The 20,746-nt window shown below is 67.0% G+C and carries 19 protein-coding genes; 8 read left to right on the plus strand and 11 right to left on the minus strand.

Annotated features, from left to right (window positions below):
* Positions 1 to 91: 91 nt before the first annotated feature.
* The 3 genes from JQ639_RS32450 to JQ639_RS32460 are packed head-to-tail and all read right to left on the minus strand — an operon-like array spanning position 92 to position 3,858.
* A complete protein-coding gene (locus JQ639_RS32450; RefSeq protein WP_211964159.1) occupies positions 92 to 1,612 on the minus strand; it encodes an acyl-CoA synthetase in 1,521 nt (506 codons plus the stop codon).
* An 18-nt stretch (positions 1,613 to 1,630) separates the two neighbouring features.
* The gene (locus tag JQ639_RS32455) at positions 1,631 to 2,830 is read right to left on the minus strand and encodes an ABC transporter substrate-binding protein (protein ID WP_371745022.1); all 1,200 of its coding nucleotides are present in this window, start codon (positions 2,828 to 2,830) and stop codon (positions 1,631 to 1,633) included.
* A gap of 53 nt (positions 2,831 to 2,883) precedes the next feature.
* The gene (locus JQ639_RS32460; protein ID WP_211964161.1) at positions 2,884 to 3,858 is read right to left on the minus strand and encodes an NAD(P)H-dependent flavin oxidoreductase; all 975 of its coding nucleotides are present in this window, start codon (positions 3,856 to 3,858) and stop codon (positions 2,884 to 2,886) included.
* A gap of 97 nt (positions 3,859 to 3,955) precedes the next feature.
* Here JQ639_RS32460 and JQ639_RS32465 point away from each other — a divergent pair, with 97 nt between their 5' ends.
* Positions 3,956 to 4,858 carry a LysR family transcriptional regulator gene (locus JQ639_RS32465; RefSeq protein WP_211965072.1) on the plus strand — a complete coding sequence of 301 codons (903 nt, stop codon included), beginning with the start codon at positions 3,956 to 3,958 and terminating at the stop codon, positions 4,856 to 4,858.
* Positions 4,859 to 4,879: 21 nt separating this feature from the next.
* Here JQ639_RS32465 and JQ639_RS32470 read toward each other — a convergent pair whose 3' ends face one another.
* The 3 genes from JQ639_RS32470 to JQ639_RS32480 all read right to left on the minus strand — a co-directional run bounded on the left by JQ639_RS32470 (position 4,880) and on the right by JQ639_RS32480 (position 8,506).
* Positions 4,880 to 6,514 (minus strand): AMP-binding protein, encoded by a 1,635-nt coding sequence (locus JQ639_RS32470; RefSeq protein WP_211964163.1) that lies wholly within the window; start codon positions 6,512 to 6,514, stop codon positions 4,880 to 4,882.
* 300 nt (positions 6,515 to 6,814) lie between these two features.
* Positions 6,815 to 7,987, minus strand: a complete 1,173-nt coding sequence (locus tag JQ639_RS32475; protein ID WP_211964165.1) for an acyltransferase family protein — start codon at positions 7,985 to 7,987, stop codon at positions 6,815 to 6,817.
* Positions 7,988 to 8,143: 156 nt separating this feature from the next.
* Positions 8,144 to 8,506, minus strand: a complete 363-nt coding sequence (locus tag JQ639_RS32480) for a DUF427 domain-containing protein (protein WP_211964167.1) — start codon at positions 8,504 to 8,506, stop codon at positions 8,144 to 8,146.
* A gap of 245 nt (positions 8,507 to 8,751) precedes the next feature.
* On the opposite strand from JQ639_RS32480, the gene JQ639_RS32485 reads away from it, so the two are divergent.
* The gene (locus tag JQ639_RS32485; RefSeq protein WP_211964169.1) at positions 8,752 to 8,988 is read left to right on the plus strand and encodes a BolA family protein; all 237 of its coding nucleotides are present in this window, start codon (positions 8,752 to 8,754) and stop codon (positions 8,986 to 8,988) included.
* 34 nt (positions 8,989 to 9,022) lie between these two features.
* Positions 9,023 to 10,213, plus strand: a complete 1,191-nt coding sequence (locus tag JQ639_RS32490) for a low temperature requirement protein A (RefSeq protein WP_211964171.1) — start codon at positions 9,023 to 9,025, stop codon at positions 10,211 to 10,213.
* Between the two features lie 184 nt (positions 10,214 to 10,397).
* Here the strand turns inward: JQ639_RS32490 and egtD are convergent, their stop codons facing one another.
* Positions 10,398 to 11,396: an L-histidine N(alpha)-methyltransferase gene (gene egtD, locus JQ639_RS32495; protein WP_211964172.1), complete on the minus strand. Its 999-nt coding sequence runs from the start codon at positions 11,394 to 11,396 to the stop codon at positions 10,398 to 10,400.
* Positions 11,397 to 11,493: 97 nt separating this feature from the next.
* Positions 11,494 to 12,777 carry an ergothioneine biosynthesis protein EgtB gene (gene egtB, locus JQ639_RS32500; protein WP_211964173.1) on the minus strand — a complete coding sequence of 428 codons (1,284 nt, stop codon included), beginning with the start codon at positions 12,775 to 12,777 and terminating at the stop codon, positions 11,494 to 11,496.
* A gap of 247 nt (positions 12,778 to 13,024) precedes the next feature.
* Here egtB and grxD point away from each other — a divergent pair, with 247 nt between their 5' ends.
* The 5 genes from grxD to JQ639_RS32525 all read left to right on the plus strand — a co-directional run bounded on the left by grxD (position 13,025) and on the right by JQ639_RS32525 (position 18,114).
* Positions 13,025 to 13,360 (plus strand): Grx4 family monothiol glutaredoxin, encoded by a 336-nt coding sequence (grxD, locus tag JQ639_RS32505; RefSeq protein ID WP_211964174.1) that lies wholly within the window; start codon positions 13,025 to 13,027, stop codon positions 13,358 to 13,360.
* A gap of 424 nt (positions 13,361 to 13,784) precedes the next feature.
* Positions 13,785 to 15,056 (plus strand): serine hydrolase domain-containing protein, encoded by a 1,272-nt coding sequence (locus tag JQ639_RS32510; RefSeq protein ID WP_371745023.1) that lies wholly within the window; start codon positions 13,785 to 13,787, stop codon positions 15,054 to 15,056.
* On the plus strand, positions 15,037 to 16,302 hold the full coding sequence (locus JQ639_RS32515; RefSeq protein ID WP_211964176.1) for a serine hydrolase domain-containing protein: 1,266 nt from the start codon (positions 15,037 to 15,039) through the stop codon (positions 16,300 to 16,302). Before JQ639_RS32510 ends, JQ639_RS32515 begins: the two co-directional genes overlap by 20 nt.
* 180 nt (positions 16,303 to 16,482) lie before the next feature.
* Positions 16,483 to 16,737 carry an RDD family protein gene (locus JQ639_RS32520; RefSeq protein ID WP_211964177.1) on the plus strand — a complete coding sequence of 85 codons (255 nt, stop codon included), beginning with the start codon at positions 16,483 to 16,485 and terminating at the stop codon, positions 16,735 to 16,737.
* Positions 16,738 to 16,848: 111 nt separating this feature from the next.
* The gene (locus tag JQ639_RS32525; RefSeq protein WP_211964179.1) at positions 16,849 to 18,114 is read left to right on the plus strand and encodes a serine hydrolase domain-containing protein; all 1,266 of its coding nucleotides are present in this window, start codon (positions 16,849 to 16,851) and stop codon (positions 18,112 to 18,114) included.
* 22 nt (positions 18,115 to 18,136) lie between these two features.
* On the opposite strand, the gene JQ639_RS32530 is transcribed toward JQ639_RS32525, so the two are convergent.
* From JQ639_RS32530 to JQ639_RS32540, 3 genes are all read right to left on the minus strand, one after another.
* Positions 18,137 to 19,207, minus strand: a complete 1,071-nt coding sequence (locus JQ639_RS32530) for a threonine aldolase family protein (RefSeq protein ID WP_211964181.1) — start codon at positions 19,205 to 19,207, stop codon at positions 18,137 to 18,139.
* 164 nt (positions 19,208 to 19,371) lie between these two features.
* A complete protein-coding gene (gene rpsD, locus JQ639_RS32535; protein ID WP_211964183.1) occupies positions 19,372 to 19,989 on the minus strand; it encodes a 30S ribosomal protein S4 in 618 nt (205 codons plus the stop codon).
* Between the two features lie 287 nt (positions 19,990 to 20,276).
* Positions 20,277 to 20,669, minus strand: a complete 393-nt coding sequence (locus JQ639_RS32540) for a cupin domain-containing protein (protein WP_211964186.1) — start codon at positions 20,667 to 20,669, stop codon at positions 20,277 to 20,279.
* Between the last annotated feature and the right edge of the window lie 77 nt (positions 20,670 to 20,746).

A 20,746-nucleotide genomic window follows, 5' to 3' on the forward strand; every position in this document is an offset into this window, starting at 1 on the left:
ACGTGGATACCCGGGACAAGCCCGGGCATGACGAATTCAAGTAGCGACCGCTTCGTTTCGGATTGATCGAACTTCCCGATCAGCCCAATCCTCACGCCCCCGTCCGCCCCTCCCAGTACGGTGCGCGCAGCTTGCGCTTGAAGATCTTGCCGCTGGCCTCGCGCGGCAGCGCGGCGATGAAGTTGACTTCGCGCGGCACCTTGAAGTTGGCGAGGCGGCGCTTGAGATAATCCTGCACGGCGGCAGCCGTCAGCTCCGCGCCGGTCTCCGGCTCGATATAGGCGCACAGTCGCTCGCCGAACTCCTCGTCGGGAATGCCGAACACCGCGCAGTCGCGCACGCCGTCCATGCCGATCAGCGTGTTCTCGATCTCGGCCGGATAGATGTTGACTCCGCCGGAGATCACCATGTCGGACTTGCGGTCGCACAGGAACAGGTAGCCGTCGGCATCGAAGAAGCCGACGTCGCCGACGCTGACAAGGTCGTCGCGGCCGGCGGCGGCGCGGGCTCCGGTCTTGCCGTGATAGTCGAAGTCGGAGATCGCGGTCTGGCGCATGTAGATCTCGCCGGGCTCGCCGACCGCGCATTCCGTACCGTCGGGGCGATAGATCCTGACCACGCCGCCCTCGATGACGCGGCCGACCGTGCCGGGCTTGGCCAGTGCCTCCGCGGAGTTGTGCCACACCGGAATGCCTGTTTCGGTTGATCCCAGGTACTCGTTGATCACCGGGCCCCACCACCGGATCATCGCCTGCTTGACCTCGATCGGGCAGGGCGCGGCGCCATGCACGACGAAGCGTAGCGACGACAGGTCGTAGCGCGTCTTGACCTCGTCGGGCAGGCGCAGCAGCCGCACGAACATGGTCGGCACCATGTGCATGTGGGTGATGCGATGCTTTTCGATCAGCTGCAGCAGGTCTTCTGGATCGAACCGCGGCTCCAGCACGATGGTGCAGCCGTGGCGGAACGCGAGCATGCCATAGGAATTAGGCGCCGAATGGTACATCGGCCCATTCATCAGGATGATCTGGTTTTCGTTGGGCTTGACGCCATAGGTGATACCGCTGATGTGCTCGGCGGCCGCGGCTTGCTCGGGCCGCATCGGCGCGCGCCGCACGCCCTTCGGCCGCCCGGTGGTGCCGGAGGTGTAGAACATCGGCGAGGCGCGCAGCGGCGCCGCGCTCCACGGCGCATGGCCGTCGCGCCAGGTGTCCCAGTCGACGCAGCCGTCGGGCACCGCGCACTGCTCCGGCGACACGCCGTAGCAGGCGGCGATCTCCGGTGGCGTCGCCACCACGAGGAGTTGCAAGCGCTTGGGCAGGCCGTCACGAATCTGCGGCAGCAGATCCGCATGGCAGACCAGGATGTCGGTGCCGCAGTCGGCGAGGATGTAGCCGACCTCGTCCGCCTTGAGATGCCAGTTGATCGGCACCACCGGCGAGCCGAGCGCCGCCGCCGCGCTCGACACCTCGAACAGCGCGAAGTCGTTGCGCAGCATCAGCGCGACCGGGCGGCCGTCGCTGAGGCCGAGGCTATTGAAGCCGGTGGCCGCCCGCGCGATACGGGCCTGGATGGTCGGGGTATCGATGCTGCGTTCGCCGCTGATGATCATGTCGTGCGCGCCCTTGCGTTAGCGATCGTCGATCAGGTTGCCGAAGCCGATCCAGCTCTTGCCGTCGAAGCGGCGCAGCCGGAGCGTCTGGAACGGCAGATAGTCGTCCGACGCCGTGGAGACGGTAATCCCCGGCAGCAGCAGCGGCAATTGCTGCTCGCGCAAGGCTGTCGCCTGACGCAGGACATTGTCGCGGCTGAGATCGTCGCCGCAGGCCTGGAGCACCTCCACCAGCAGCCGTGCGTTGGTGTAGCCGGTGGCATAGTTGCCGTTTCGCGGATCGACCGCGGGCATGTGCTGCTTCATGAAGGCGAAATAATCGCGGACGTCGGTGGCTTCGGCCCACTGGGCATCGCCGACATCCTTGGCATAGCTCGACGAGATCAGCCCGACCGCATTGTCGAGGCCGGCCGGCTCGAGGAAGGTGATCGAGGATGCCGATGTCGGCACGAAGAACAGGTCCGGCTTCCAGTTGATCTCGGCGACCCCCTTGATCATCTGCGAGGTGAACTTGCCGAGCGTGACGCCGAACAGTACGTCGGCGCCGGACGCCTTCAGGGCCGCGAGCTGCGAGGAGATGGTCGGCGCGGTCGGCTCGTAGCTCGCCTCCGCAACGATCAGCGACGCCGCCTTGTCGCCGAGCGCGCGCTTGAAGCCGCCGACATAGTCGCGGCCGAAGTCGTCGTTCTGGGCGAGGATCGCGATCTTGGCATTGGGTTTGGCCTGCAGCACATACTTGGCGTAGACGACGCCCTCGGTGGCGTAGGCGGCCATGCCGGGCATGGTCCAGGGATACGCTTTGGGATCGTTCCACTTCGCCGCGCCGCTCAGCACGAACAGCTGCGGCACCTTCTTGCCGTTGAGGTAGCGGTGCACGGCGTTGTTGGTTGCGGTGCCGAGCGCGCCGAACATCAGCAGCACCTCGTCCTGCTCGACGAGGCGGCGGGTGTGCTCCACGGTCTTGGGCGGCGAGTAGGCGTCGTCGAGGCTGATGAACCTGACCTTGCGGCCGTTGATGCCGCCCTCGGCGTTGATCTTGGCGAAGTACGCCTCCTGGACGCGGCCGATGGCGCCGAAGCCGGACAGCGGGCCGCTGTAGGGCAGGGTCTGGCCGATCCGGATCTCGGTCGGGCCGTTGTCGGCGCGGGCGGTCGCGATCGCGCAGGCGGCGATCAGGCCGAGCGTCATCGTTCGCAGCAAAGCGGCTGCCATGGTCAGTTCTCCCTCGATGTTTCTTGATTGAACCGGCCCGCTTGTGCGGGCCGGCCTGGTCAGGCGATGGCGCGCCGGCCGAAGTCGTCGGTCGCCTCGCCGAACTCACGCTTGAGGCGCGCCACCAGATCCGCCACCGGCGGCGCGTCGGTGATCTGGCCGATGCCCTGGCCCGAGCCCCAGATGTCGCGCCAGGCCTTGGCCTTCATGTTGCCGCCGGAACTGAAGTTCATCTTCGACTTGTCGGCGACCGGCAGGTTGGCGGGATCGAGGCCGGCGGCGGCGATCGATGGTCCCAGATAGTTGCCGTGCACGCCGGTGAACAGGTTGGTGTAGACCGTGTCGTGGGCGGCGTAGTCGATCAGCGCCTGTTTGTAGGCGGCGTCGGCGTTGGCCTCCTCGGTGGCGATGAAGCGCGTGCCCATGTAGGCGAGATCGGCGCCGAGCGCGAGCGCGGAGGCGATGCCCCAGCCGTCGGAGATCGCGCCGGACACCAGAATGGTGCCCTTGAACCACTGCTTGACCTCGCGCACCAGCGCGAACGGCGACAGCGTGCCGGCATGACCGCCGGCGCCGGCGCACACCAGGATCAGGCCGTCGACGCCCTGTTCGGCGGCCTTGCGGGCGTGCTTGACGTTGATGACGTCATGGAACACGACGCCGCCATAGGAGTGCGCGGCCTCGACGATCTCCGCCGGCGGGCGCAGCGAGGTGATGATGATCGGCGCCTTGTGCTTCACGCACGTCTCCATGTCCTTCATCAGGCGGTCGTTGGAGGCGTGGCAGATCTGGTTGACCGCGTAGGGGGCGACCTTCTTGTCCGGGTTCGCGGCCTGATACTCGCCGAGCTCGTCGGTGATGCGGCTCAGCCATTCGTCGAGCTTCTCGACCGGGCGGGCGTTGAGGGCGGGGAACGAGCCGACGATGCCGGCCTTGCACTGGGCGATCACGAGCTCGGGGCCCGAGACGATGAAGAGCGGCGAGCCGACCACCGGCAGATCGAGTTTTCCGTGCAGCGAAGCGGGCAGGGTCATGGTTCCTCCTGGTCTGTTGCGGCGCAGTCTAGCCTTGACGGACGCCCCCGCTGTGTTCGAATTTGAACAGAGTTGGCATCGGATTTGTACAATGGCGATGGACTGGGAGCAGTGCCGCACCTTCTTGGCGGTGGCGGAGGCGGGCAGCTATCTCGGCGCGGCGCGGCGGTTGCGCGCCAGCCACCCGACGGTCAGCCGGGCGGTGGCCGCGCTGGAGACGCAGCTTGGCACCAAGCTGTTCGCCCGCGGCAACGACGGGCTGGTGCTGACGCCCCCTGGCGAGCGGCTGCGCGAGCATGCCGAGGTGATGGCCGCCGCCGCGCTGCGCGCCGAGGCCGAGGTATCGGCGCGCGGCACGCGGGCGCGTGGCCGCGTCCGCCTGTCGATCGGCCCGACGCTCGCCGCCTACTGGCTGATGCCGCACATGGCGACCTTTCTCGCCGACCATCGCGACGTCGAGATCGAGTTCGTCACCCATCCCTTTCCGGTCAGCGTGCGGCGGCGCGAGGCGGATATCGTGCTGCGCATCTTTCAGGCGGGCGACGAGAACCTGATCGGCCGCAAGATCGCGCGCCTCGGCGTCGGCTTCTATGCGTCGCGTGCCTATGTCGCGCGGCATTCGCTGCCCGCGAGCCGCGACGGCTGGGGCGGCCACCACATCATCGGCTTCGCCGACAAGGCCTCCAACGCCGAGCTCGGGCGCTGGAGCGACCATGTCGCGCGGCGCGCCACGGTGGTGATGCGCTGCTCGTCGCAGTCCGACATGCTGGCGGCGGTGCGGGCGGGGATCGGCATCTGCGCGATGTCGTGCATCGTCGGCGACGCCCATGACGATCTCGTCCGCGTCGCGCCCAACAAGCTCGCGGGCCTCTCCGACATCTGGCTGCTGGCGCATCCCGATCTCGTCGAGCTGGCGCCGATGCGGGCGGTGATCGACTTCGTCACCGCCTGCGCGCGCCTCGACCGCGACCGCCTGCGCGGCGTCGCGACACCCGGCTAGTCCATCACAAGAGAACGCGCGCTAGACCAGCGGACGCAGGTCCTTGCGCAGGATCTTGCCGACGTTGGATTTCGGCAGCGCCTCGACCAGGCGCACTTCCTTCGGCACCTTGTAGGCCGTCAGTTCGCGCCGGCAGTGGGCGATCACGTCGGCCTCGGTCACGGCCGCGCCCGGCATCTTCACCACGAACAGCACGATCGCTTCGCCGGTCCTGTCGTCGGGGCGGCCGACGCAGGCGCATTCGGCGACGCCGGCGCAGGCGGTCGCGACCGCCTCGATCTCGTTGGGATAGACGTTGAAGCCGGAGACGATGATCATGTCCTTCTTGCGGTCGACGATCCGCAGGAAGCCGTCGCGATCGAACACGCCGACATCGCCGGTGCGGAAATAGCCGTCGGCGGTGAAGGCCGCGGCGTTGGCGTCGTCCTTCTGCCAGTAGCCACGCATCACCTGCGGCCCGCGCACGCAGACCTCGCCGGCTTCGCCGAGGGCGACCTCGACGTCGTTCTCGCCCAGCAGCTTGATGTCGGTGGAGGGAAACGGCAGGCCGACGGTGCCGGAAAAGCCTTCGCGCGTCATCGGGTTGAGGGTGAGGACCGGCGAAGTCTCCGACAGGCCGTAGCCTTCGAGGATGTCCTTGCCGGTGAGCTGCTTCCACTTCTCCGACGTCGTCGGCAGCACGGCGGCGCCGCCGCCGATCGCGACCTTGAGACGGGAGAAATCGACCTCGCCGATGTTGGGCTGCATCAGCAGGCCGGCGAACAGCGTGTTGACGCCGGTCAGGACGGTGGGGCGCGCCTGTTTCAGGATGTCGATGAATCCCGCCATGTCGCGCGGATTGGGCACCAGCCAGTTGTCCGCGCCGAGCGAGAAGTAGGTGATGAAATTCACCATCAGCGCGAAGATGTGATAGAGCGGCAGCGCCGTGACGATGATCTCTTCGCCCGGGCTTTGGGCATCGGGCATGAACGCCCTGTACTGCTCGGTGTTGGCGACGAGGTTGCGATGCGACAGCGCTGCGCCCTTGGAAAGCCCGGTGGTGCCGCCGGTGTATTGCAGGAACAGGATGTCGTCGCCGGTGAGCGGCGGGGACGCCAGGGGAAGCGTCGCGCCCTTGGTCAGTGCCTGCGCGAACGCGGTCGCATTCCCGAGCCGCGCATCGACCGGCGGACTGGCGAGCTGCGCCGCGGTGCCGTCCGTCAGGCCGACGGTGATGACATGTTCGACGCCGGTCTGGCCGATGATCTCGGCGAACGTCGCCGAGACGCCGGCAAAGACGACGATGGCCTTCACCCCGGCATCGTTGAGCTGGTGGGCGAGCTCGCGCGGCGTGTAGAGCGGGTTGACGTTGACCTGGATGGCGCCGGCCCGGATGATCCCGAGCATGGCCAGGGGAAACGCCGGCAGGTTCGGCAGCATCACCGCGACGCGGTCGCCCTTGCGGACACCGAGCGTCGTCTGCAGGAAGGCCGCGAAGTCGCGCGACAGGCGGTCGATGTCGGCATAGGTCAGCGTCTGGCCAAAGCAGCGGAAGGCGGGCCTGTCGGCATAGCGCGTCATCGCCTGCTCGAGCATGGCAAGCACGGAAGGATGAGCATCCGCATCGATCTCGGCCGGGATCTGTGTGCCGTAGCTGGTCAGCCAGTGCCTGGTCATCGAAGCTCAATCCTTGATGGTCGGCGCCCCGCGTGACGCGGCTGCGGGACGATGTCGTGAATTCGTCCGGTCGGTGACGCCCGGACGGGAGAATTGCGGAGTGCCTAGCCGAAGCGGGAGGCGAAGTGAAGTCCGACTTGCTGACGACGGGAACGCTGCGGCAATCGGTCAGCCGACGCGCGCGGCAGCCTTAATTTCGCGGCGCGGACAGACGATGGACGGCGTGGAATATTCGTCCATCCGGCGCCGGCTGCGCGCCATGGCACCGCTGTCTGCGGGATGCGATCTGAAGGAGGCGATCTACAGGATGCGCGTCGCGCCGGGGATGCGGCGCAGCGCGGCGGTGACCGCCCAGCTCGATGCCAGCGTGCCGACGAACACGATCAGCACCTTCAGGCTGACATGCATGGTGCTCGGCAGCAGCGCGTATTGCAGCCACAGGCAGGGGATATAGTGAAAGACGTAGATGCCGTAGGCGTCGGCGCGCAGCGGATCGAGCAGGTTCTTCTCACCCTGCGCGAAGCGCAGGAACAGTGCCAGGATGGCGACGCTGATGGTGACGCAGGCCAGCGCATAGACCACGCCGTAGCTGCTCTGCCACCAGAACGGCGGCGCGCCGGCAAGATTGCCGAGGCGCATGCGGCGGAAGTTGATCAGCACGGTCAGCGCGGTGAATGCCACCGCCGCCATGGCCACCCAGGCCCACCAGTGGCGTGCGAGATGGCCGGCCCGCGCCAGCAGGCCCTTGTCGATGTCGGCGGCGCCGATGCCCATGCCGGCGAAGAAGAACACGCCGTACAGCACCACGCGGCTTGCCTGCACCTGCAGCGGCCCGAAATTGAACCAGCTCACCGCGCCGAAGTGGAAGAGCATCGGCACGTAGGCGATGGCGGAGGCGACGAACAGCGCGCCGACGAACAGCCAGGGCCGCGCGGTCGAGGCCGTCGACAGGCGATTGATGGCGGTGATCAGTCCCGGCGCCAGCAGCACGACCGGGATCGCGATGAGGTCGAGCAGCAGCAGGAACCAGATGAACCAGGTCGGGCCATCGAACCAGATGCCGCTGCGCACATTCTGCAGCCAGAACTCGCCGAAGCTCAGCTTTGCCGGCGTCAGGCTGAAGGAGGCATAGTAGGCGATCGGCATCAGCAGCAGGATCGCGGCGAGGAACGGCACGCCGAGACGCAGCGCGCGATCACGCAGGAAATGCCCGACGCCCTTGCGCTGCAGGCTCGGCCACACGAACAGTCCCGACAGCAGGAACATCAACGACATGAAGAAGGCGTCGTTGAACAGCGTCAGCAGGTTGAAGCCGATCCACTTCTGCGCGTCGACGATCGGCGCCGTCGACCACAGATAGTGGTTGGGATAGAAGCGGCCGAACGCGGTATACGCCACCACCGTGTGGTTGGCGAGCACCAGAACCGTGATGAAGGTCCGTGCGCGATCGAGCGCCGCATTGCGATCGGACATGGCTTGCCGCTTCCCCCTGCCTGATGGTTCGACCTTAGGGGACTCCATGCGGGTGCGGAAGCCGAAACGCAAGCCCCGTGCGCACCAGGCACAATTACCGATGACCGGCGGATGACGTGGCATCCGCCGGCAGGACGTGCGGCGGACCGATCGCGATCAGTTGGTCAGTTGCTGGATCGTCACCTTGTCGGGATAGAAGGCGAGATGCCCGGCGATGGCACGAACCGCATCATAGGGCTGCTCGTAGGTCCAGATCGCATTCTCCAGCGTCTTGCCGTCCACGGTGATGCTGAAATAGCTCGCGTCGCCCTTATAGGGGCAGTGCGTGGTGTGGTTGGTGCGCGTCAGCAGCGCCATGTTGGCGGCCTCGCGTGGCAGGTACTCGACGGCCGGATAGCTCGCCTCTTTCAGGGTGAGCGAACGGCCGGTCTCGGCGACCACCGTTTCGCCGACGGAGACCCGGACATGGTTGGGGTTTGACGCGATCGTGATGGGATGGTCGGGGCCGGGAACTTTCATGAGGGAAGGCCTGTCCTGATGCTTTTTTGGGAGGCGGTTCTGGAGCGGTTTGAGGAGGGAAACGATCCTGGAAGCCGGGCGCGGCTGTCCCGTCCCCGGGCGGGGACGGGGTGCGACCACGCAGACCGTGGATATAGTACCTCCGAGGGGGTCCGGAAGACGTGACGGGGCCCGCCGATCGCGTTAAATTTGGCTGCGATCAGGCGCGGCACGGGGCCGCAGGGCGATCGCTGGAGTACTCAGAAATGCCTATGGATGCGCGGGATATCGAGGCCATGATCAAGGCGGCCATTCCCGACGCTGAGGTCACGATCCGTGACCTTGCGGGGGACGGTGATCACTATGCCGCGACCGTCATCTCCGAATCGTTTCGTGGCAAGTCGCGGGTGCAGCAGCACCAGATCGTCTACCAGTCGCTGAAGGGCCAGATGGGCGGCGTTCTGCATGCCCTGGCGCTGCAGACCGGGACGCCTGAGGCGTGAGCTCGCGCGGAGCGGCCGCAGGCCGCCGCACGGCATGAACGAGGGTGGACGCCGCTCGGTGCTGCGGGTGCGCGAGGCGCACCAGCACAGCCGCGTCACCGCGGTCGAGCTGTTCTTCGACCTGGTGTTCGTGTTCGCGGTCACCCAGATCTCCCATGCCCTGCTGAAGGATTTCTCGCTGCTCGGCGGCGCACGGGTCACCGTGCTGTTCCTGGCAGTGTGGTGGGTGTGGATTTTCACCTCCTGGGTCACCAACTGGCTCGACCCGGACCGCACGCCCGTGCGCATCCTGCTGTTTCTGCTGATGCTCGGCGGCCTCGTGCTGTCGACGTCGCTGCCGGCGGCGTTTGACGCGCGGGGACTGGCGTTCGGCGTCGCTTTTGCCGCCATGCAGGTCGGCCGCTCGGCGGTGACGCTGTGGCTGCTGCCGGCCTCCGAGCAGGGCATGCGGCGCAATTTCATCCGTATCCTGGCGTGGCTGTCGGTCAGCGGCGTGCTGTGGATCGCGGGCGGCCTCGCCGACCCGCAGGCGCGGCTGGTCCTGTGGGCGCTGGCGGTGCTGATCGAGTACCTCGGCCCGGTGTCGCGCTTTCGCACCCCCTGGCTCGGCGCCTCGACCATCGACGACTGGAATGTCGAGGGCGGTCACATGGCCGAGCGCTCGTCGGCGTTCATCCTCATTGCGCTCGGCGAGTCGGTCGTGGTCACCGGCGCGACCTTCGCCGATCTCGCCTGGTCGGGGCCGACCATCGCCGCCTTCGTCGCCTCGTTCGTCGGCAGCATCGCGATGTGGTGGATCTATTTTCACAAGGGCGCGGAGGCGGGGGCCGAGCGCATCTCCAGCGCCAACGATCCCGGGCGCATCGCGCGGCTCGCCTACACCTACTTTCACATGCCGATGGTGGCAGGCATCATCATGTCGGCGGTGGCCGACGAACTGGTGCTGGCCCATCCGGAAGGCCATACCGACCTCAAGACGATTCTCAGCGTGGTCGGCGGACCGCTGCTGTTCCTGATCGGCACCATCCTGTTCAAGCGCACGATCCGCGGCCACTGGCAGCCGTCGCATGTCGTCGGCATCGCCGCGCTGCTGGCGCTCGCCGCCGGCGGCGAACTGATGTCGCCGCTGGTGCTGTCGGTGCTGACGACCGTGGTGCTGATCGTGGTCGCGACCTGGGAGGCGATCTCGCTGGGGACGGGCGCGGAGCCGGGCGGCCGCACCTGAGGGCGGAATTTCCCCTGAGAGGCTGAATCGAAAGCAGCCATGAAACGCGGCAATTGCTGTTGAACTCGTCATGGCCGGGCTTGTCCCGGCCATCCACGTCTTTCTTACTGAGGTGCCCTTAAGTTGTGGATGCCCGGGACAAGCCCGGGCATGACGGAGAAAAACGTCTCATGCTGTCGTGCGATCAGTCCGCCTCGGCCCGCAGCGCATGCACCGAGAACATCGCGTCCGGATCGGTCCATGACTGCTGCGTGCGCCAGCCCGAGCTGCGCGCCAGCGCACTGAAGCGGTCGAGGCTGTATTTGTAGCTGTTCTCGGTGTGGATGGTCTCGCCGGTGCGGAACGGAACGCTGTGGCCGAGCACGCGCACGGTCTGCGCCTTGCGGCTGATCAGGTGCATCTCAATGCGATGGCGCTCGTGGTTGTAGACGGCGCGATGGGTGAAGCCGGAGAGATCGAAATTGCCGCCGAGCTCGCGGTTGATGCGCACCAGCAGATTGAGGTTGAAGCGCGCGGTGACGCCGGCGGCGTCGTTGTAGGCGGCCCGCAACAGCGTCTCGTCCTTCTCCAGGTCGATGCCGATGATCAGGATGGCGCCGGCGCCGAGCAGCGCGCGGGCGCTGCGAAGAAAGGCGCGGGCCTCGTCCGGCTCGAAATTGCCGAGGGTCGAGCCCGGGAAGAAGCCGACCTTGGGCATCGCCGCGACCTCGGCGGGCAGGGCGAACGCCGTGGTGAAGTCGGCGACCACCGGCAGCACCGTCAGGGCAGGGTAGTCATGCCGGAGATCGCGCGCCTGGCCGGCGAGGAATTCGCCGGAGATGTCGACGGGGACATAGGCGCCGAGGCGGCGGCCGAGCCGGCCGCGCTCCAGCAGCAGGCGCACCTTGGTGGTGGCGCCGGCGCCGAACTCGATCAGCGCCGCGCCATCGGGAATGATCGCGGCGATGTCCTTGCCGCGCGCCTTGAGAATGCCGAGCTCGGTGCGGGTCGGATAGTACTCCGGCAGCACGGTGATCTGCTCGAACAGAGCCGAGCCCGCGGCGTCGTAGAAGTATTTCGGCGACAGCACTTTCTGCTCGGGCTGGCCGAGCCCGGCGACGACATCGTCGGCGAAGGCGGTGTCGGCGGAGCCGTCCTTGCCGGCAAACGGACAGGCGGCCGCGGCGCTGGAATGCATGTTCATCGCAATCTCTCCCACATGGCGCCTGGCCGGCGCCGTTGTCGTTTTCTCAGTGCGCAGCACCGCCGGAACGCCGTTCCGCGTGGCGCTGGCGTCTCCCTCAGACGACGTAATCGGCAAGCCGCAGCCCGGTGAATTGCCACCGGTGGTGCGGATAGAAGAAATTGCGATAGGTGACGCGGCTGTGGCCCTCGGGCGTGGCGAGCGAGGAGCCGCGCAGCACCAGCTGGTTCACCATGAATTTGCCGTTGTATTCGCCGAGCGCGCCTTCGATGGCGCGATAGCCCGGGTAGGGGGCATAGGCGCTGCGTGTCCACTGCCAGACGATGCCGAAGGCGTCGTTGAGCTGGCCGGCGCGGGCGGCGACTTCCCATTCCATCTCGGTCGGCAGGTGCTTGCCTGCCCAGCGCGCGAACGCGTCCGCCTCATAATAGCTGACATGGCAGACCGGCGCGTCGGGATCGACCGGCTGCAGGCCGCCCAGCGTCATGATGTGCCAGGCGCCGTCGACCTGCCGCCAGTGGCCCGGCGCGTCCCATTCCTCGCTGGTGACCGCGGCAAAGCCGTCCATCAGCCACAGCGTCGGCGTGCGGTAGCCGCCATCGGCCATGAAGGCGAGCCACTCACGGTTGGTCACGAGGTTGCGGGCAAGCTTCACCGGGCCGACGAGGGCACGGTGCACGGGGCGTTCGTTGTCGAAGTGGAAGGTGTCGGGGGCGTGCCCGATGCTGTGGATGCCTTCGGTCAGCGCGACTTCGGCGGCGCCGTCGCGGCGCGGCGCGGGGAAGGTCCAGCCCGGCTGGTAGGCGGGCGGAATCGGATTGTGGGCGAATACGTGCAGGATGTCGGTGAGCATCAGCTCCTGGTGCTGCTGCTCGTGGTTCAGCCCGACCTCCATCAGCGGCGCGATCCTGCCCAGCGTCGCGTCATCGGCGCTGGCGAGGAAGCGCACCATGGCGGCGTCGACATGGCGGCGATAGGCCGCGACATCCTCGACGCCGGGGCGGGTCAGGAGGCCGCGCTGGTTGCGGGCGTGCCGCGGGCCCGCCGATACATAATAGGAGTTGAACAGGTAGGCGTAGTCCGGATGAAACGGCACGTAGCCCTTGCAGTGCTCACCGAGCAGGAACTGCTCGAAGAACCAGGTGGTATGGGCGCGGTGCCACTTGGCCGGGCTGGCGTCGGGCATCGACTGGACGGTCTGGTCCTCCGCCGACAGCGGCGCGGCGCGGCGCTCGGTCTCGTCCCGGACGGTGCGGAAGGCCTCGATCAGGCTGGCCGCCAGGGAGCGGCCGGACGCCCCCTCATCGAGGAAGGGCGACGGGGACAGGCCGGAAACGGGCGAGCGGGGGGCCGGGGCGGCGGTCGTGGCTGCTTTCGTCACGCAGAACTCCGATTTGGGAGAAGAACGTGGCTGCCGGGGCTCGGTTCCGGAGCAAGGTGTTTCGGTAGATAGGAGGTGGCGCCGGTAAGGGAAGGGGCGGCCCTGCGATCTTTTGGGGGACAGGTGGGGGCGGGGCAGCCATGCGAAGCCCCCGCGGCCGGGAAAACATTTGGGCGGCGGAGGCGTTTTTGCTACATATATCAGTCAGTAGGCCGGTCCGTTGGTCCCGGCGCACAAGGACGAGATCATGAGCATCGAGCAATTCATCGATAACGAAGTGAAGTCGAACGACGTCGTGCTGTTCATGAAGGGCACGCCGCAGTTCCCGCAATGTGGTTTCTCGGGCCAGGTGGTCCAGATTCTCGACCACATCGGCGTTCCCTACAAAGGCCTCAACGTCCTCGAATCGTCCGACCTGCGCAACGGCATCAAGGACTATTCGAACTGGCCGACCATTCCTCAGCTCTACGTCAAGGGCGAGTTCGTCGGTGGCTGCGACATCGTCCGCGAGATGTTCCAGGCCGGCGAGCTGCAGCAGCTGTTCACCGACAAGGGCGTGACGCTGCATCAGGCTGCGGGCTGAGCCGCGCTTTCGACGTCTGACGTCGCATTGTCCGGGCCGTGTCGCGATCGACCATCGCGGCGCGGCCCGATGCTTTTGGGCGGTGGCTTCGGCCCGCCGCGCCCGATGTGCGGTCCCCTCGCACTTCGTTGCGTGACGTTCGCGGTCGCCTCGTCCCATCGCTGCCTCGCATGGCCACGGCCTCCCTCGGGCCGCGCCGGTCGCGCGCACCATCGAACGGATCGCGCGGCGAGGTCTTGGTGAAAGTTGCGCGGCGCGGATACGCTTGCGGTGCGGCTGACGGTTGCTGCACCGCGGTCGCGACGTCGCCATGGCGCGTGTGATGGGCGCCTCGCCGCTTTGCTTGCGCCGTCATCCACGGTCGATACACTTCTGGTCAAACTTGGGCGACAGACCGGGATTCGGGGAGCTTCACCAGATGACGATGCTGTACAAAGGTCTGCTGCCACTGGCAGCGGTGCTGCTCCTGCTGGCCGGCCCGGCCGCGCGGGCGGATGTCGCGCCGCGCCTCGCTCCGGAAGCCGCCGGTCTGTCGCGCGAGCGGCTTCAGCGTATCGACAGCTATCTCAAGGGCGAGATCGCCGCGCAGCGCCTGCCGGGCGCGGCGGTGCTGATCGAGCGCAAGGGCAAGCTCGCCTATGTCGATCTCGTCGGCGTGCGCGACCCGGCGACGAAGGCGCCGGTGACCGCCGACACCATCTACCGCATCTACTCGATGTCGAAGCCGATCACCTCGGTGGCGGCGATGATGCTGGTGGAGGAGGGCAAGCTCTCCCTCGACGATCCCCTCGGCAAGTACATTCCTGCCTTCGCCAATGTGAAGGTCGCCGTCGAAAAGAAGGGCGAGGATGGCAAGCCGGTGGTCGATCTCGTCGCGCCGCTGCGCCCGATCATGATCCAGGACCTGCTGCGCCACACCTCCGGCATCACCTACGGCTTCTTCGGCGTCGGCGCGGTCAAGAAGATGTATGTCGACGCCCATGTGTTCTCCGGCGATTTCGACAATGCCGAGTTCGCCGAGCGCATTGCGAAGCTGCCGCTCGCCTACCAGCCGGGCTCGACCTGGGACTACAGCCATTCCACCGACATCCTGGGACGGGTGATCGAGGTGGTGTCCGGCAAGTCGCTCTATCAATTCGAGAAGGAGCGGCTGCTGGATCCGCTCGGCATGAAGGACACCGGCTTCTACGTCACCGACAAGGCGAAGCAGGGGCTGGTCGCCGAGCCGTTTCCGAACGACCGCCATATCGGCAACGATGCCGAGATGAACGATCCGCGCGTGCCGCAGAAGTGGGAGTCGGGCGGTGGCGGCATGGTGTCGACCATCGGTGATTACGCCCGCTTCGCCCGCATGCTGCTCAATGGCGGCGCGCTCGACGGCAAGCGCTATCTCAGCCCGAAGACGGTGGCGTTCATGGGCGCCAACCATCTCGGCCCCGGCATCGTGCCCGGGCCGTATTATCTGCCGGGGCCGGGCTTCGGCTTCGGGCTCGGCTTTGCGGTGCGCACCGAGGTCGGCGTCGCACCGCTGCCCGGCAGCGTCGGCGAGATGTCGTGGTCGGGCGTCGGCGGCACGACGTTCTGGATCGATCCGAAGGAAGACATGTTCGTTGTGTTCATGGCGCAGACCATCGTCAACCGTAACCGTCTGCGCTCGGCGCTGAAAAACATCGTCTATGGCGCGTTCGAGAAGTGAGGCGGCGTCGCGCCGCCTGATGCGGGCTGCGGCTGTCGCCACGGCGCTGATCGTCGGATGGGCCGGCTGCGCCTGCGCGGACGGACTGAGGCTGTCGCAGCAGCGGCTCGATCGCATCACCGCCTATTTCCGCCAGCAGGTCACGGACGGCAGGATCCCCGGCGCGATCGTCATGATCCAGCGCCATGGCAAGCCGGCCTACCTCAAGACGTTCGGCGTACGCGACGTCACCACCCGCCGGCCGATGACGACGGACACCATCTTCCGTCTGTACTCGATGTCGAAGCCGATCACCGCCGTGGCGGCGATGATGCTGGTCGAGGAGGGCAGGCTGTCGCTCGACGATCCCCTGTCGAAGTACATTCCCGAGTTCGCCGACATGAAGGTCGGCGTCGAGCGCACCGGCGCCGATGGTCAGGCGGTGCTCGATCTCGTGCCGGCGCAGCGGCCGATCACCATCCAGGACCTGCTGCGCCATTCGTCCGGCATCGTCTACGACTATGTCGTGTTCGGCCCGATCAAGCAGAACCACATCGATGCCGACATCCTCGCCGGCGATTTCGACAACGCCGAGTTTGCCCGTCGCATCGCGAAGCTGCCGCTCGCCTATCAGCCGGGCACGACCTGGGCCTACGGCTATTCCTTCGACGTGCTGGCGCGGGTCATCGAGGTGGTCTCCGGCCAGTCGCTGCGCGAGTTCGAGCAGGACCGCCTGTTCGGTCCCCTCGGCATGACCGGCACCGGCTTCTATGTCACCGAGCCGGCCCAGCAGGACAAGGTCGCCGAGCCGCTGCCGAGCGATCCGGTGCACGAGAACCCGCGCATCCGCAAGCGCTGGGAATCCGGCGGCAGCGGCATGGTGTCGACCACGGCGGATCTGGCGCGCTTCTTCCAGATGCTGCTCAACGGCGGCACGCTGAACGGCCGCCGCTACCTCAGCCCGCGCATGGTCGACTTCATGCTGGCGGACAGCATCGGGCCCGCGGCCGGCGTCAGGCCGTGGCTGTTCTACTATCCCGGCGCGGGGTTCGGCTTCGGTCTCGGCTTTGCCGTGCGCACCGATGCGGGTGTCAGCCCGTGGGCCGGCTCGGTCGGCCAGGTCGATTGGGGCGGCGCCGCCGGGACCTATTTCTGGATCGATCGGCAGGAGGACATGGTGGTGCTGCTGATGGTGCAGACGCCGACCCAGCGCGGCCCGATCGAATCGGCGCTCAAAAGCCTGATCTACGGTGCGTTCGAGAAGTAGCAGCCGGTTGCCGGCACACGCCGCCGAGATTGCGGATGACAGGGCGGCGGGCAACTGCTCCACTCGCGGGCGGCTGGACGCGACGAGTCCTGTTTCCAATCGTGTCCGAGGAACGATCGGCATCACGGCGCGCGGTCGCGGCCGGCGCATTGATGCGATCGGGGCAGGGAGAGCTGAGGCATGACTGAAACCACCACGACGACCAAACCCGTTTCGACATGGCGCAAGGTGTTCGCCGCGATCCTCGATTTCCTGCTGGTCTTCATCGGCGGTGGTTTCGTGATCGGCTACCTCACCGGCGGCCTGACGGACGGCGGCTTCAAGCTGAGCGGCGGACCCGCGTTCGTGCTGTTCGCGGCCATCGTTCTCTACTTCATCGTCTTCCCGCGCTATCTCGGCGGCACCGTCTTCCAGCGCCTTCTGGGGATTCGCTGACGCCGCGCGGCTGCGCCGGGGCGCGCGCTTCTTGCGTTCTCTCGCTGCGCCGGTATCCTTTGCATCGGCCCCCTGCGGGCCGGGAGGTTGCAACTGGAGGAGCGGCGGCGAATGCGGCGGCGCGTGATCTCGTTTGTCGTGACGGTTGTGGTGGCGCTGCTGGCGGGGCCGGTCCTCGCGGAGGCGCCGTCCGGTTCCACCGCCGGCTTCTCGGCCGCCGGCCTTGGCAAGATCGACAGCTATTTCGACAACGAGGTGTCGTCGGGCAAGATCCCCGGCGCCATCGTGCTGATCCAGCGCCATGGCAAGCCGGTCTATCTCAAGAGCTTCGGGGTGCGCGACGTCACCACCAGGCTGCCGATGAGCCCTGACACCATCTTCCGCATCTTCTCGATGTCGAAGCCGATCACCGCGGTCACCGCGGTGATGCTGATCGACCAGGGCAAGATGAAGCTCGATGATCCCCTGTCGAAGTACATCCCTTCGTTCGCGGACGTCAAAGTCGGCGTCGAAACCAGGCAGCCGGACGGCACGGCGAAGCTCGACCTCGTGCCACCGGATCGTCCCGTCACCATCGAGGATCTGCTGCGGCAGTCGTCGGGGATCACCTACGGCTTCTACGGCGACACGCTGGTGCGCAAGGCCTATCGCGAGGCCAACCTGTTCCGGCCCGAACTGACCAACGCCACCTTCGCGGACCGTATCGCGAAGCTGCCGCTGGAGGTGCAGCCGGGCACGATCTGGGACTACGGCCATTCCATGGACGTGATGGGGCGCGTCATCGAGGTGATCAGCGGCAAGTCGCTGTACGAGACCGAGAAGGCGATGCTGCTCGATCCGCTCGGCATGACGGACACGGCTTACTATGTCGCCGATCCGGCCAGATTTCCGCTGATCGCCGAACCCCTGCCCAACGACAAGACGTTCGTTGCGGCGCTGGAGCGCGACGTTCGCCAGCCGACGACATGGGAGGCGGGCGGCAGCGGTATGGTGTCGACGGTCACCGACTATGCGCGCTTCGCCCAGATGCTTGCCAATGGCGGCGAACTCGATGGTCGTCGCTACATGAGCGAAGCCGCGTTCCGCAACATGACCACCAACCACATCGCGCCGGCGACGCAGGTGCGCAAGGGGCCGTTCTATTTTCCAGGCGACGGCTTCGGCTACGGCCTCGGCTTCGGCGTGCGCATCGATCGCGGCGACCGCGATCCGCCGGGCTCGATCGGCGAGTTCAAGTGGGACGGCGCCGGCGGCACCTACTTCTTCGTCGACCCGAAGAACGACATGTTCGTGGTGTTCATGGTGCAGTCGCCGTCGCAGCGCGGCCGCATCCACCAGGAGCTCAAGAAGATGATCTACGAGGCGCTCGAACCGTAGGGCGTTTTCACGCCTCGCCGCGTCAGGTCTCCTCGCGCACCAGGGTGCGGATGACGTCGAGCGTCTCCTCGACCATCGCCCGGGTGACGTCGAGATGGGTGCAGGCGCGAATGCGGCCGCCGAGCAGGGCCATCAGGATGCCGTGCCGGCGCAACGCGTTGATCAGCTGTTGCGGCGGCAGGCCGCTCGCGGTGCTGTCGAAAAACACGAGGTTGGTTTCCGGCGCCTCGACATGAAAGCCGGGGATCTGCGCAAGGCCGCTGGCGAGGCGGCGGGCGAGCTCATGGTCGTCGGCGAGGCGGCCGACGTGATGGTCGAGCGCATGCAGACAGCCTGCGGCGCACAGGCCGGCCTGGCGCATGGCCCCGCCGAGACGCTGCTTGATGCGCCAGATCTCGTCGATGAAGTCGCGGGAGCCGGCCAGCGCCGCGCCGAGCGGCGCCCCGAGGCCCTTGGTGAAATCGATCCACGCCGAATCCCAGTGCGTGGCCATGTCGTGGGCGGCGATGCCGGTGGCGACGCAGGCGTTGAGCAGCCGCGCGCCGTCGAGATGGGTGGCAAGCCCCTGGGCCTGTGCGAGGCGCGCCACCGCCGCGAGCTCGTCGTGCGGCCAGACGGTGCCGCCGCCGATGTTGGCGGTCTGCTCGGCGCTGACGACGCGCTGGCGCGGCGCGTAGCGCGACGGCGTGCGCAGCGCCGCCTGCAGCGCTGCGGTCGTGAACTGGCCGCGCGGGCCCTGCAGCGGCAGGATCTGCAGGCCGCCGAACGCGGCATGGGCGCCGCCTTCGCTGGTCAGGATGTGCGCGGTCTCGTGGGCGATGACCTCGTCGCCGGGGCGGGCGTGGGCGAGCAGCGCGGCGACGTTGCACATGGTGCCGCTCGGCATGAACACCGCCGCTTCCTTGCCGAGCAGGGCGGCGACGCGTTCGCACAGGGCGTTGACGGTGGGATCGAGACCGAGCTGCTCGTCGCCGACCTCGGCGCGCGCCATCGCCTCGCGCATCGCGGGCGTCGGACGGGTCTGGGTATCCGACAGCAGGTTGATGCGGATCGGTGGCAGGTGCGCATCCTGCGCGAGGGGCGTATAGGCCATGGCGATGCTCGCATCTGCGCGGCCGACGGGGCGGCGCAGCGGCATGCTTAGCGTGAAGGCGGCCGAGCGATCAAGCGGGCGGGGGCGCGCACTGCGCGGCCGGCCAGCCAAGAAAAAAGGCCCCGGCGAAACCGGGGCCTTGCTTCGATCCGGATCGTTCGCGCTTAGCGCGAGTAGAATTCGACGATCAGGTGCGGTTCCATCTGCACCGGGAACGGCACTTCCGACAGGCCCGGGATACGGGCGAAGGTCGCGGTCTGCTTGTTGTGATCGACGTCGATGAAATCAGGCACGTCACGCTCGGCGAGCTGGTTGGCCTCGAGCACGATGGCGAGCTGCTTGGACGCGTCCTTGACCTCGATGACGTCGCCGACCTTGACCTTGTAGCTGGCGATGTTGACGCGCTTGCCGTTCACCTTGATGTGGCCGTGGTTGATGAACTGACGGGCCGCGAACATGGTGGAGACGAACTTGGAGCGGTACACCACGGTGTCGAGGCGGCGCTCGAGCAGGCCGATCAGGTTCTCGCCGGAGTCGCCCTTCAGACGGGTCGCCTCGACGTAGATCGCGTGGAACTGGCGCTCGGAAATGTTGGCGTAGTAGCCCTTGAGCTTCTGCTTGGCGCGCAGCTGCACGCCGAAGTCGGAGAGCTTGCCCTTGCGGCGCTGGCCGTGCTGGCCGGGGCCGTATTCGCGCTTGTTGACGGGGCTCTTCGGGCGGCCCCAGATGTTCTGGCCCATACGGCGATCGATTTTGTACTTCGACTCACTGCGCTTTGTCATCGCGTCCTCATGATGCGTTGGTTCAAGGATTTTGAGGATCGCGCCCTCCTGTGCACCGGGCTGAAAGCCCTGTGCCGACAGGCCGGCCTCCAAAAGCGATGGAAGCGGACCACGGGTCGCGAAACGCTTCGCGGGCCGAAACGGCCCGCGAGCAGGGGGTGTTTAGGAGAAAAGCCGGACAGGGTCAACCGAAACCGGTCCCGAAACCCGCCAAAATCGAGCGAAATCAGCGGCTTTGGCGGCTTTTTCGGCCGGGAATCGCCCCTTTGGGAGCGCGGGAACCGGCCTCAGGGCGCCGGGGTCGCCAGCGGCTTGGTCTTGTCGACGATGTAGATGCCGAGCACCTTCAGCGCCTTGTCGCCATGGACCTTGGCGTCATGCACCACGCCGGCCGGAATGGCATAGGAATCGCCCGCCTTGAGATGCTTGTCCGGCTGGCCCTCGATGACGAGGTCGGCTTCGCCCTCCAGGATATAGCCGGTCTCGATGCCGGGATGGGTGTGCCGGCCGGCGGTGCCGCCGGGCTGGATCTCGGCGATCCCGGTGACGGTGTTGTAGCCGTCGGGGAATTCGACCTTCTGCAGCGGGGTGCGCTTGATGCCGCCCTGCTGCGCCATGGCGATGCTCGTCGCCGCCACGGCCGTTACGACGGCCAGTCCGATCAGCAATGTCTTCCGCATTGGTGTGCCTCCCTGCCATTTCATGCGGGCAGAAGGCTAGCAGCGCGTTTCGCTGCCGGGCAAGGCCGCGGAGGCGC

The sequence above is a fragment of the Bradyrhizobium sp. U87765 SZCCT0048 genome (genome assembly GCF_018131225.1).
In the GTDB taxonomy this organism is placed as follows: domain Bacteria; phylum Pseudomonadota; class Alphaproteobacteria; order Rhizobiales; family Xanthobacteraceae; genus Bradyrhizobium_A.